The sequence below is a fragment of the Arenimonas sp. genome (assembly GCF_019459675.1).
Classification (GTDB): Bacteria; Pseudomonadota; Gammaproteobacteria; order Xanthomonadales; family Xanthomonadaceae; genus Arenimonas.
The window spans coordinates 1-12,060 of record NZ_JAIBFH010000091.1 but is presented as its reverse complement, the minus strand read 5'-3'; the positions used below and the strand labels follow the sequence as shown (position 1 = coordinate 12,060).

The window sequence follows — 12,060 nt, the reverse complement described above, 5'->3', positions numbered from 1 at the left end:
TTGTGGCGGGGGTCGGGGTTGTGGTGTGGGGGCGCCCTCGCCGTGAAGACCCTTGTCGTGCGCCCGAGGGGCGCACGTGCTTCAGGCCAGGGCGGCGAAGGCGTCGCGGGTGAGGTTTTCGGGGGCGGCGTCGGTGCAGTGCACTTCGTCTTCGATGCGCACGCCGCCGAAGGGCAGCAGGTGCTCCACGTTGGACCAGTTCACGGCCTTCGCGTGCGGGCCGGCCTTGAGCTTGGCCAGCAGCGTGGGGATGAAGTAGATGCCCGGTTCGATGGTGACCACCATGCCCGGCGCGAGCGTACGGGTCATGCGCAGGTAGGGGTGGCCGGCGGGGCGGGGGATGAGGTCGCCCTCCTCGTCGCTGAAGCCGGCCACGTCGTGCACCTGCAGGCCGATCGGGTGGCCCAGGCCGTGCGGGAAGAAGGTGGACGTGACGCCGGCGTCGAGCATCTGGCCCGGGTCCATGTCGACGATCTCGAGCGTGCGCAGCACGTTGCCCAGGCGCAGGTGGCATTCCAGGTGCAGGTTGCGGTAGTCGGTGCCGGCGCGCACCAGGCCGCACAGGGCCTGCTGCTCGTTGTCCACTGCATTCACCAGCGCCTCGAAGCGGGCATCGCCGTTGCCCCAGGTGCGCGTGATGTCGCTGGCGTAGCCGTCCACTTCCGCGCCGGCGTCAATCAACAGCGACCGGTGCTGCGAAGGCACGTCGTTGGACTTGTACTGATAGTGCAGCGTGGCCCCGTTCTGGTTGAGGCAGACGATGTTGCTGTAGGGCAGGTCGAAGTCGGTGTGTCCGGTGGCGGCCAGGTAGGCCGCGTGGATCTGCGCCTCCGAGCCGCCGGCCTGGAACGCGGCGCGGGCGGCCACGTGCCCCGGCACGGCGCGGCGCTGGGCCAGGCGCATCACGGCCAGCTCGTAGGGCGTCTTGTAGGTGCGATGGTAGTGCAGGTAATCCAACAGGCCCTGGGGGTTGTTGGGCTCGAAACCCGGCAGCGCGGCGTCCGCCTCGCCGATGATCGCGCGGCGGCCGCCGGCCGGCAGGTGCTTGGCCGCATCGGCGGGGTCGGAAATGATCCGGATGTCGAAGTGGTCCACCCACGCGCCTTCCGGCTGGGTCGGCGGCACGTGCCAGTAGTCGTCGGGCTGGTAGTAGACCAGCACGGGTTTTTGGCCGGGCGTGTAGGCGATCCAGCTGCTGGCGTGGTGGGTCAGCGGCAGCCAGGCCTTGAACTGCGCGTTGGGCTTGAAGGGGTAGGGACGGTCGTCGAGGAATTCGTACTTTTCAACGCCCGAAGCGACCAAAAGGTGATCGAAGCCGTGCTTTTGCAACGCAGCATCCACCCTGGCCTTGATTGTCAGCAGGTGCGCGGGATATAGAGGGCTGGCAGGAATGGCTGGCATGGTCCGTTACCTTGTTGGCAGGTTGGGTTGATTTTGCCGCATTGCGCGGCGGGGCGCAGAAACAGATGTTGGAAGATCGGCGCAAGGACGGAGGTTTCCTCGGACAGCCGGCCTGGCTGTGGAGCCTGGCCGCGCTGGTCCTGGGCATCGCCCTGAGCGGCCTGGCCTCGTACCTGCATCAGCAGTCGCTGGCCCGGGCCGAGCACCTGCGGCTGGACCGGCTGGCGCAAAGCAGTTTCGAAGCCGTGGACGCCAAGCTCAAGACCGGAGGCCTGCTGCTGCGGTCTGTGCAGGCCCTGTTCCTTTCATCGGACGACGTGACGGCCGAAGAATTCGAAGCCATGTACCGCAACCTGCGGCCGCGTGAACAGTTCCCCAGCCTGCAGGCCATTGCCTACTCGGCGCTGGTCACCGGCGACCGGGCGGGCTCCGAGCGGTACATCACCAGCCTGGTGGCCCCCAGGCAGGGCAACCCGCGCCTGCTGGGCCTGGACATCAGCACCCAGCCGGCCAACCTGGCGGCCGCGCACTTTTCCCGCGACGCCGACAGGCCGGTGATGTCGGCGGCGTTCCAGCTGGTGCAGCGCAAGGGCATGCCGGGACCCAACGACGGCATCACGCTGCGCCTGCCGGTGTTTAGCAATGGGCCGTCACCCTCGAGCGTGGCCGAGCGGCGCGCCCGCGAAATCGGCACGTTGGCGGCCTCCTTCAGGGTTGCCAACCTGATCGAAGACGCGCTGCCGAAACAAGCCCTGGAGCGTTTCGACCTGCGGGTGCTGGACATCACCGAGGGCGGCGACCGCGTGCTGTACAGCAGTGGCGACGCGACCATGCGCGTCCGCGGCAGGCCGCTTTTCGAGCGCGACATCCGCTATGGCGGCCGCACCTGGCGCCTGCAGGCGCAGGGCCGGAGATTGACGGGCGATGCCTCCGCGATGCCTTGGCTGACGTTCGGCATTGGCCTGCTGGCCAGTGGGCTGCTGGCCCTGCTGGCCTGGTCGGTCGCCGGCACCCGCGCCCGCTCGCTGATCCTGGCCCGCGACCTGGCGGGCCAGTACAGCCAGAGCGAGGAGCGCTTCCGCGTGCTCAACGAGCTGCTGCCGGCGCTGGTGATGCTGGCGCGCGAGGACGACGGCCGCCTGGTCTACGCCAACCAGGCCTGCCGCGACCGGCTTTCGATCGGCGACGATGTCTCGCAGTTCCGCCTGGGCGACCTGGTGGAAGACCCGGGCCTGCGGGCGCGCATCGCCGCGGCCAGCCAGGGACTGGGCGCCATGCTCAATGAATCGGCGCGGCTGCAGGTGCCGGGGCATGACTCGTTCTGGGCCACACTGTCGGTGTCGCGCATCATGCTGGGCGAACAGCCGCACCTGCTGGCCGTGGCCAACGACATCACCGAACTGCGCGTGCTCAGCGAGGAGTTGAGCTACCAGGCCAGCCACGATTCCCTCACGTCGCTCTACAACCGCCGCGAGTTCGAGCGCCGGCTAAGCGCCGCCATCGCCGCCCAGGACGCCGGCGCGCCAATGGGTGCGCTGCTGTACATGGACCTCGACCAGTTCAAGCTGATCAACGACACGTCCGGCCACGTCGCGGGCGACCAGCTGCTGGCGCAGCTGGCGTCGCTGTTCGCCGGAATCCTGCCGGAGAAGGCCGTCGTGGCCCGGCTGGGTGGCGACGAGTTCGCGATCCTGGTGGAACAGACCGACGAGGCGCACGCGCTGGCCCTGGCCGAAAGCGTGCGGCAGGACATCGAGGGCTACGTGTTCGGTTGGGAGCAGCGCAACTACACTGTGAGCGCCAGCATCGGCGTGGTGATGCTGTCGGGCCCGGGCCTGAGCCAGCGCGCGCTGATGGCCTATGCCGACACCGCCTGCTACATGGCCAAGGAGCGCGGCCGCAATCGCGTGCACCTGTTCTCGGAAAGCGACGCCACCACCACCCAGCGCCGCAGCGAAATGGAGTGGGCCGGCCGAATCCGCCAGGCCTTGGTTGACGACCGCTTCGTGCTGCATTTCCAGGAGCTGGCGCCGCTGTGGGACGGCGATGACTCCGCGGGCGTGCACATGGAAATGCTGGTGCGCCTGCGCGACGACAATGGGGCGATCGTTCCGCCCGGCGCCTTCATCCCGGCGGCCGAGCGTTTCGGCCTGATGCCGCAGCTCGATCGGTGGGTGGTGGAAACCACCCTGGCCAACTTCGATGCGCTGCATCCCTCCGGCAAGCCGGTGAAGCTGTGCGCCATCAACCTTTCGGGTCCGACCTTCGAGGACGAGACGTTCGCCGACTTCGTGCTCGAACAGCTGGAGAAAACCGGGGTTCCGCCGCAGCGCGTTTGTTTCGAGATCACCGAAACAGCCGCCATGAGCAGCATCACCCGCGCGGTGGATTTCATGCAGCGCCTGCGCAGCGCCGGCTGCAAGTTTTCGCTCGATGACTTCGGCTCGGGAATGGCCTCGTTCGGCTACCTCAAGAACCTGCCGGTGGACTTCATCAAGATCGACGGCAGCTTCATCCGCAACATCGAAACCGACCCGGTCAGCTACTCGATCGTCCGCGCCGTCACCGACATTGGCCACCAGCTGGGGCTGCAGGTGGTGGCCGAGTGGGTGGCGGACGAGCGGGCGCGCGACCTGCTGCGCGGCCTGAGCGTGGACTATGCCCAGGGCTTTGCCATCCATCGCCCTGAAGCGGCGCTGTGTTTCCGGGGACCGCCCAGGGCCTAGCGCGGCGCGCAGTCGGGCCCCAGGTCGACGGGCTGCCCGAGCGGCACCGGTTCGCGCAGCAGCTCCAGCCGCTGGCGCATGGCAACGGTGACCAGCATTTCGTTTTCGTCGGTCACCATCACCGCGCAGGCCAGGCCCATCTGCCTGACCAGGCGCTCGAAGCCCGCCGGGCCGGCGACGAACAGCGCCGTTGCTCCGGAGTCGGCCAGCACCGGGTCGGTGTGCAGCACCACCACGGCCGCGGCGCCCCGGGCCGGATAACCGGTGCGAGGATCGAGAATATGGGACCAGCGCGCCCCGGTGGGCGAGTCTCGGAACTTGCTGTAGTTGCCCGTGCTGAACAGGGCTTCGCCGCCGGTCAGGGCCACGCCGCCAAGGACACCGCCGAACGGATCGCGCAACGCCGCCTGCCAGGGCCTGCCGTCACCGTCGCCCAAGGCCACGACGTCGCCGCCCAGGTTGACCAGGGCGTGCTGCACGCCGTGCCGGGCCAGCGCAGCCAGGACGTCCCGTGCCGCCGCGCCTTCGGCGATGGCGCCGAAGTCCAGCTGCACCCGGGGGTTGGCGCTTTGCAGTTGGCCGCCGCGCACCTGCACGTCGGCAATGCGCGGGCGCTGCTGGCGCCACTGTTCCAGGGATGCTTTACTGGGCGGGGGCGTGAGCACCGGGTAGCTGGAAGTGTGGAAGCCCCAGGCGGCGACCAGTCCGCCCACCGCGGGGTCAAACAGGCCTTCGCTCGCCTCGCTCAGTGGTTTGGAGCGCTCCACCAGGTCGATCACCGACGCCGGCGCGGGCGCAGCCAGGCCGGCCTTGAACGCCGCATTGATGCGGGTGACATCGGACGGTTTCCAGGCGTGCCACTCGCTTTCGCGCTGGCTCAGCAGCGCCGACACGTCGGCCATCGCTGCCTGCGCCTGCTCGGGCGCTGCGCCCCGGATCTCGATCTGCGTCGTGGCGCCGAAGACGTGCAGTTCCTCTATGCGCGGCGCCGGGCCACGCGAACACGCCGCCAGCGCCAGCCACAGGCCCGCGGCGACAAGGGTGCGGGGCCAGGCCTCAGACGTACTGGCTGCCGGGCGCATCCACCCACTCGCGGATGAAGGCCACGTCTTCCGGGCCCACGTCGATGAAGCGGAAACCCGTCCAGGCCTGGCCCGGCGCAGCGGCTTCGTCCGACCACAGTTCGTGGGCGCCCACGTCCAGGCTGCGGCTGGTGCCGGCGTTTCCCGTCAGGGTGAAACGCAGCTGGAACAGCGCGTCGCTCAGCACCGGCTCTCCCAGGATCAGCAGCATGCCGGTCTCGGAGAGATTGCTGAGCTGGCCGATGACCTGGCCGGTCATGGTGTCCACCACGTCGATGTTGCCGACCTTGCGGCGCTTGGCACGACGGTACTCGTTCATCGGGCGGGGGCCTCGGCAGGGGTCTGGCCGGCAAAGGAGCGCAGCGCACTCATGACGGTGTTCCAGGCGCGGTCGATCAAGGTTCCTTTTTCTTCCTCCACCAAGTTGACCTGGCCCTGGATCATGGCCCGGGCAAGTCCCTCGAGGGTGTGGTCACCGACTTTCTGGCCGCGATGGTTCACGAACAGCACCTGGCCGGTGACCGGCGAGAACCAGGACATGCGGCGGCGCACCTTTTCACCCTGCTGGTTTAGCTTGAATTCGAACCAGGTGCCGAAGGGCAGCTGGCGGATCTGGGCCACGCGCATCTGCTCTTCGGCGGTGAGCGTCGGCTTCTTGCTTTTCTTGGCCTGCTGCAGGTCTTCGCCCAGGCGGGCGCGGGCCTTGAGGCGCATGGTGAGCTCGGTGCGGCTGGCGGTGGAGTCATCGTCCGCACCGGCCGCGGGGTCGACCAGCCGCTGCGAGATCGCGCTGGCCTCCTCGGCGTGGTAGCCAACCTGGGTGAGCGACGACTGGATTTCCGTGCGCAGGCTTTCGGCGTCTTCGCTGGCCAGTGAGTTGCTGCCGGCCGGGTTCTTGGCTACCGAGATCAGGCGTTCGGCGATGGCCAGCTGTTGCTTCCAGGCGTCGGAGTCTTCGCCCTGGCGCAGCGATGTCAGCGCCATCACGTCGGTCCACGCCTGGCTCAGCAGGGTGTGGGTGAAGCGCGGCAGGTTCTGCTTCTTGAGCAGGTTTTCCACCACGGACGAGGCGCGCTCGCGCGCCATGGCAAGTTTTTCCTTGCCGCGGGCCGCTTCCACGTGGCGCTTCTCGGCCACCTCGGCCTTGCGCGTGACGGTCTGCAGGTGGCCGCTGAGGTCTTCGAGCAGGTTGTTGAACAGGTCGAGGTTGCCATCGAAGTCGCGGACCGTGCGGTCCACCACCGACTGCATCTTGCCCACCAACTGCTGGTCGGCCTCATCCTCGCTCAGCCAGTAGGCGCCGGTTTCGGCGATGGTGTTGAGCATCTGCCGCGCCGGGTGCTGCTGGCGGGTGAAGAAGGCCTTGTCCTGGATGGCCACGCGCAGCAGCGGCACCTGCAGTTTGGCCAGCAGCGCCGACGCGGGGCTGTTGGGCCGCACGTCCTTCATGATGTGGTCGAACAGCATGCCGACCAGGTCGATCGCGTCGCCGTCTTCTTCCGCCAGCGCCGGTGGCTTGCCGTCGGTCGTGCTCTGCCTGAGCTGCGCCAGCATGTCCTGCTTGAGGTGGGTGATGGTGCGCTGGGTGGGCTTGCCGTTCACCATCACGGTGGTGCTGGGCTTTTGCTGCAGCTTGCCCAGGACGTCCTGCACCTGCTGGGTGGTGACCTGTTCGGTGGCGCCGGGGCTGGCGCCGGTGCCGCGGCCTCCCACCAGCTTGCCCAACAGCTGACGCCGCCCCGCAAGCAGGTGGCGCATCTGCTGGAAGGCGTCACCCGGGCTGCCGCCGTCCTGGCCATCGCCGCCGGCGTGCTTCCCGGCGGCCGCGCTGGCCGAGGCATCGCCTGCCGCCCTGGCCGCCATGCCGGCGGGCATGCCGCCGCGATCGCTGCCGGCCGGGCCCGCGCCGGCGCCGCCGGCGGGTGCGCCGGCCTGGCCCTCGCTGGCGCCTGTGCGCGCACCGGTCGGTGCCGGCGGCGGCACGCGCGGCGCGGCGTCGCCGGCCGGCTTCGGGCGGCGATCGGCAGGAACCAGGGTGGGCGAGGGCGCGCGTGGGCGCACCGGCACGTAGTGCAGGTTGGGCAGCACGCCGTTGCGGGACAGGTAAGTGTTGATGGATTCGATGAACGTGCCGTACAGCGGCATCAGGTGCCGCTCGAAGGTGCGGAACAGCAGCACGCGGTGTTCGCCGCTCAGCTCGAGGCAGTCGCTGGACTGGCGGATCATCCGGCAGAGCGCCTGCGGGCCGATCGGCAGGTTCTCGGCATCGAACCCCGGCTTGCCGGCCACGACGCCGAAGCGCTGGCCCAACAGGTACAGCGGCAGGCTGTTGCGCACTTCGGCCCGGCTGGCGATCTCGGCCAGCACGGTGTTTTCGTCCATGTCTATTGTTTCAACCAGGGACAGTTCGCCCCGGGCGTTGCGGAAGTCGTTGGCCGTGCTCTTGGCGCCCGGCGGGTCCTTGATGCAGGCCAATTCGGCTTCCAGCGCAATCAGGAAGCGAGGCACCAGGTCGGGCCGGGTGCGCTTGACCAGGCGCTGCGCTTCAAGCCAGCGGATCTGCACCATGTTGCTGCGCGCCTGTTCGGCGTACTTGAACAGCTGCTGCTCAAACTCGTTAAGCATTGCTACCAGGGTGCGCTCGATTTCATCCGAGGAATATTCGAGGATGCCGCCCAGCAATTGCCTGACGCGATCGGGCAAAGCCCGTGACGCCAGCGTCGGTGCGGACGCGTGCGGAGATGTGCCCGGTGCGGACATTCTGCGCTCCGTAGATGAGTTCCCTGCCGGATTCTAGGCGCAGGCGTACCCTCGTGCATAGGATGCGCTGGGGCGCCCACCCGGGGGTGGGCGACTGGCCGGTGCGGTCAGCGTTTGTCGTTCCAGACCAGGCTCAACACGCCGCTGCGGCCCGGAGTGTTATAGCCGCTCACCATGGCGTAGTCCCGGTCGGTGAGGTTTTCGAGCCGGGCCTCCAGGCGCCATGCGGCGCCCAGCGGCAGCGCCAGGCGCAGGTGCACCAGCGAGTAGGCGTCCAGCGTGGCGCCGAAGTCGGGCCGTGATGAAACATGGTCGCCGTCCAGGGCCAGCTCCAGGCCGCCGGCGAACCGGTAGCCCAGGTCCACGTGCGCCTTGCGCTTGGCCCGGCGCAGCAGGGCGTTCCCGGTGCCGGCGTCCACCGCGTCCTGCCAGGCCAGGTTGCCGCCCGCGGTCCAGCCGTCGCGCTGGAAGCGGTATTCCAGCTCCACCCCCTCCAGCTCGGCACGATTGATGTTCAGGGCGTTGTTGGTGACCGGTGCCGCGAAGGCGATCAGGTCGCGAACCTGCGACCGGTAAACCGACAGCCCCAGCCGCTGGCCCGCCGTGGGCTCGAACTCCAGGCCGCCCTCCCAGGTGCGCGAGGACTCGGGCCGCAGGCCGGGGTTGCCGGCGAAGCCGAAGCCCGTGTCGGGGTAGAAAAGCTCGTTGAAATTGGGCGCCCGGAAGCCCTCGCCCCAGGACAAGCGCAGCCGCGCCCGGTCGTTGAAACTCCAGCCCCAGCCGGCATTGCCCGAGGTGGCGCCGCCATACTGGTCGCTGTCGTCGTGGCGCAGCGACAGGTCCAGTACGTGCGCGCCCAGGCGGCCGCCCCAGGCCAGGAAGGCGGCCTTGCTGGTGCGCTGCTGGTCGAACAGTTCGCCGTTGAACACGTTCTGCGACGCGCCGTTCTCGCGCTGCCAGTTCAGCCCGAAGCTCAGGGTGGCGTCCGCGCCGGTGTCCAGGCTGTTGAGCCAGTCCAGGCTGGTGCGCCGGCTCTGGAACTGGTTGGAGAAGGTGCTGGCGGTGTCCAGGTCTTCACGCGCGTGGCCCAGGGTGAGCTGGTGGCTCCAGCCTTCGCGCAGGTTGCCGCCCAGCGTGACGCCGGCCGAGCTGTTGCGGGCCTGGGTGGTGCCCCGGTCGAACTCGACGTCGGCGTCGGTGCTGATCGCGCTGAAGGCCAGGCGCTGGCTGCCCCAGCCGGTCCGACCCCGAAGGCTGAGGTTGCGGTTGCGGTAGCCGTCGTCGTCGGGGTCGTAGGAGAACGTGGATTGGGGATTGGTGGCCGAGAAGCCGCTCAGACGCTGGAACCCGGCGGTCAAGCCGATCCCGCTGTCCTGGTCGCCGAAACCGGCGCCGGCGCTGGCGCCGGCCCGGCCGTAGCTGCCGGCCAGCACGCGCACCGAGGCCTGCGACGGGTCACGGGTGAAGACGTGGATGACGCCGCCGATCGCGTCCGAGCCCCAGAACGCCGCCCGCGGGCCGCGCACGATTTCGATGCGCTCGATCTGCTCCAGCGGCAGGTGCGCGAAGTCGAACACGCCCTGGCCGGTGGACGTGACGCGGATGCCGTCCACCAGCACCAGGCTGTGGTTGGAGTTGCCGCCGCGCAGGAACACCGCGCTGCCGCTGCCCGGGCCGCCGGTGCGGGCGATGTCCACGCCCACCTGGCGGCCCAGCAGGTCCAGCAGGTCGGGGGCCTGGCTGGCCTGGATGTCGGCCCGGCTGATGACGGTGACCGAGGCCAGGGCCTCGTCGAGCGGGCGCTCGATGCGGGTGGCGGTCACCTGCACGGTGTCGAGGGTCTTGGCGTCGCTGGCCAGGACGGCCGGCGACAGGCAAAGCGATATCGCCGCGCAAAGCGCGGACTTGTGGATCGTCTGGTACATGGAGTTCCTCCTGGAACGCTCACCCGCGGTTCGTGGAGCGCGCAGCGGGGAGTGCCGGGGAAACGAAGGGTGCTGCCGCACAGCGCAGGACACGACGCCGCCCCGTCGCCCTCCGCAACGTGCCGTGTTGGCCATCCCCGTTGGGAATGGCCGCGCTCCAGGCCGGTCTCCGGGCTTGCCAGGGGTGCGGGGTGGATTCCGTACCTGCTTTCCGCCTTCCCATGCCCAGGGGGCACAGTGGCTTGCTGGAAAGTTGTCCTGGCCTACCGTTGCGGGGGCAGCGCCGGATTCACACCGGCTTCCCGTACACCTGGGGCGGCGTGAAGTCTACGCGAAGACCGGATCAGTCGTCGCGGTCGGCGTCCAGGCCCAGCAGCTCGCCGTCGTGGCCGGCCTGCAGGCGCAGGCGGATGGGACGGCAGCACACCGGGCAGTCCTCGACGTAGTCGGCGTCGCCGGCGGAGGGGTCGGCAAGGGCTTCGAAGCGCTCGCCGCAGTGCGGGCAGGTGATGGAGATTTCATCGAGCATGCCGCGAGGATGGGGTCTGGGCGGTTCGCGTGGCGTGATGGGGGCGTGCGACGCGGCGGCTGGCTTCTTGTCCCCGGCTTGCCCGCCGGCGGCTAGCGCAGGAACAGCCCGATCACGTCGTTGGTGAAGCGCTGCCCCAGCGCCGTCGGCCGCCAGTGCTCGCCGTCGGACTCCAGCCAGCCGCGCTCGCGCGCCGTCGCCAGTTCGCCCGCGATCACCGCACGGTCAAGCCCCGTGCGGACTTCGAAATCGGCCAGGGAGAAGCCTTCCACCAGGCGCAGCGCGTTGAGCATGTAGTCGAAGGGCAGGCTGTCGGGTGCGATCGGGTCGTCGCCGCCGATGCCCTGCGCGGTGCCGGCGTGGGCGATGAAGTCGCGCGGGTTCTTGGGCTTCCAGCGGCGCAGCACCTCGCCGCTGGCGCCGGAGCTGATCTTGCCGTGGGCGCCGGCACCGATACCCAGGTAGTCGCCGAAGCGCCAGTAGTTGAGGTTGTGCGCGCACTGCCGGCCGGGGCGTGCATAGGCCGACACTTCGTATTGAGCGTAGCCGGCGGCGGCCATGCGTTCGATGCAGGCTTCCTGGATGTCCCAGGCGCCATCCTCGTCGGGCAGGCCCTCGGGTGGCCGCGCGGCGAAGGCGGTGTTGGGCTCCATCGTCAGCTGGTAGTGCGACAGGTGCGCCGGCTGCAGGGCGATGGCGCGCTCCACGTCATGCAGGGCCATCGCCAGGTCCTGGCCGGGCAGGGCGTACATCAGGTCGAGGTTGAGGTTGTCGTAGCCGGCGTCCTGGGCCAGCTTCACCGCGCGCTCGGCCTCGGCGCTGTCGTGGATGCGGCCCAGGCGCGCCAGGCAGCCGTCGTCGAAGCTCTGGATGCCGAAGCTGATGCGGTTCACGCCGGCGGCGCGGTAGGCCTCGAAACGGCCGTGTTCGGCGGTGCCGGGATTGCACTCCATGGTGATTTCGGCCGAAGGCGCAAAACGCAGGCGCGCGCTGCAGGCATCGAGGATGGCGCCGATGGCCTCGGGCATGAACAGGCTGGGCGTGCCGCCGCCGAAGAACACGCTGTGCACCGTGCGGCCCCACACCAGCGGCAGGTCCTGTTCCAGGTCGCGCACCAGTGCGGCCACGTAGTCGGCCACCGGCAGTTCGCCCTTCTGGCCGTGCGAGTTGAAGTCACAGTACGGGCACTTCTTCACGCACCACGGGATGTGGATGTACAGCGACAGCGGCGGTGGAATCAGTGCGGTCACAGTTCCACCAGGCGCTCGCGCAGCCGGGCCAGGGCCAGGCCGCGGTGGCTGATGCGGTGCTTGAGGTGGGGATCGAGTTCGGCCGCTGACACGCCGTGCGCCGGCACGAAGAACACCGGGTCGTAGCCGAAGCCGCCGCCGCCGCGCGGCGCTTCCAGCACCAGCCCGGGCCATACGCCCTCGGCCACCAGGGGCTGAGGGTCGTTGGCGTGGCGCAGCAGCACCAGCACGCAGTAGAAATGCGCCCGGCGGCGCGCGCCGACCAGGCCTTCCATTTCACCCAGCAGCTTGGCGTTGTTGGCGGCGCTGTCGCCGTGCGCGCCGGCATAGCGCGCGCTGTAAAGGCCGGGCGCGCCGCCCAGGGCGTCCACCACAAGGCCCGAGTCG

The 12,060-nt window shown here is 69.3% G+C and carries 9 protein-coding genes and 1 riboswitch; of the genes, 1 reads left to right on the top strand and 8 read right to left on the bottom strand.

Features of this window, described 5'->3' with window-relative positions; all coding sequences use genetic code 11:
• Positions 1-81: 81 nt before the first annotated feature.
• Entirely contained in the window at positions 82-1,401 is a 1,320-nt protein-coding gene (gene pepQ / locus K0M70_RS03490; protein ID WP_290779347.1) for a Xaa-Pro dipeptidase, read from the bottom strand.
• A 65-nt stretch (positions 1,402-1,466) separates the two neighbouring features.
• Here pepQ and K0M70_RS03485 point away from each other — a divergent pair, with 65 nt between their 5' ends.
• Positions 1,467-4,127, top strand: coding sequence for an EAL domain-containing protein (locus K0M70_RS03485; RefSeq protein ID WP_290779344.1), 2,661 nt, complete (start codon positions 1,467-1,469; stop codon positions 4,125-4,127).
• Here K0M70_RS03485 and K0M70_RS03480 read toward each other — a convergent pair.
• From K0M70_RS03480 to K0M70_RS03450, 7 genes are all read right to left on the bottom strand, one after another.
• A complete protein-coding gene (locus tag K0M70_RS03480; protein ID WP_290779342.1) occupies positions 4,124-5,209 on the bottom strand; it encodes an FAD:protein FMN transferase in 1,086 nt (361 codons plus the stop codon). The genes K0M70_RS03485 and K0M70_RS03480 overlap by 4 nt on opposite strands.
• Positions 5,184-5,528, bottom strand: a complete 345-nt coding sequence (locus K0M70_RS03475) for a PilZ domain-containing protein (protein ID WP_290779339.1) — start codon at positions 5,526-5,528, stop codon at positions 5,184-5,186. Before K0M70_RS03475 ends, K0M70_RS03480 begins: the two co-directional genes overlap by 26 nt.
• Positions 5,525-7,969 (bottom strand): DUF1631 domain-containing protein, encoded by a 2,445-nt coding sequence (locus K0M70_RS03470; RefSeq protein WP_290779336.1) that lies wholly within the window; start codon positions 7,967-7,969, stop codon positions 5,525-5,527. The genes K0M70_RS03475 and K0M70_RS03470 overlap by 4 nt, the downstream gene beginning before the upstream one ends.
• 107 nt (positions 7,970-8,076) lie before the next feature.
• Positions 8,077-9,894 carry a TonB-dependent receptor gene (locus K0M70_RS03465; protein WP_290779333.1) on the bottom strand — a complete coding sequence of 606 codons (1,818 nt, stop codon included), beginning with the start codon at positions 9,892-9,894 and terminating at the stop codon, positions 8,077-8,079.
• A 142-nt stretch (positions 9,895-10,036) separates the two neighbouring features.
• Positions 10,037-10,223: riboswitch (cobalamin riboswitch) on the bottom strand.
• A 14-nt stretch (positions 10,224-10,237) separates the two neighbouring features.
• Entirely contained in the window at positions 10,238-10,423 is a 186-nt protein-coding gene (locus K0M70_RS03460; RefSeq protein WP_290779331.1) for a CPXCG motif-containing cysteine-rich protein, read from the bottom strand.
• A 92-nt stretch (positions 10,424-10,515) separates the two neighbouring features.
• Positions 10,516-11,673, bottom strand: a complete 1,158-nt coding sequence (hemW, locus tag K0M70_RS03455) for a radical SAM family heme chaperone HemW (RefSeq protein WP_290779328.1) — start codon at positions 11,671-11,673, stop codon at positions 10,516-10,518.
• Positions 11,670-12,060 (bottom strand): non-canonical purine NTP pyrophosphatase (locus K0M70_RS03450; RefSeq protein WP_290779325.1); only part of this gene is annotated, 391 nt, incomplete at its 5' end. The genes hemW and K0M70_RS03450, both read right to left, overlap by 4 nt.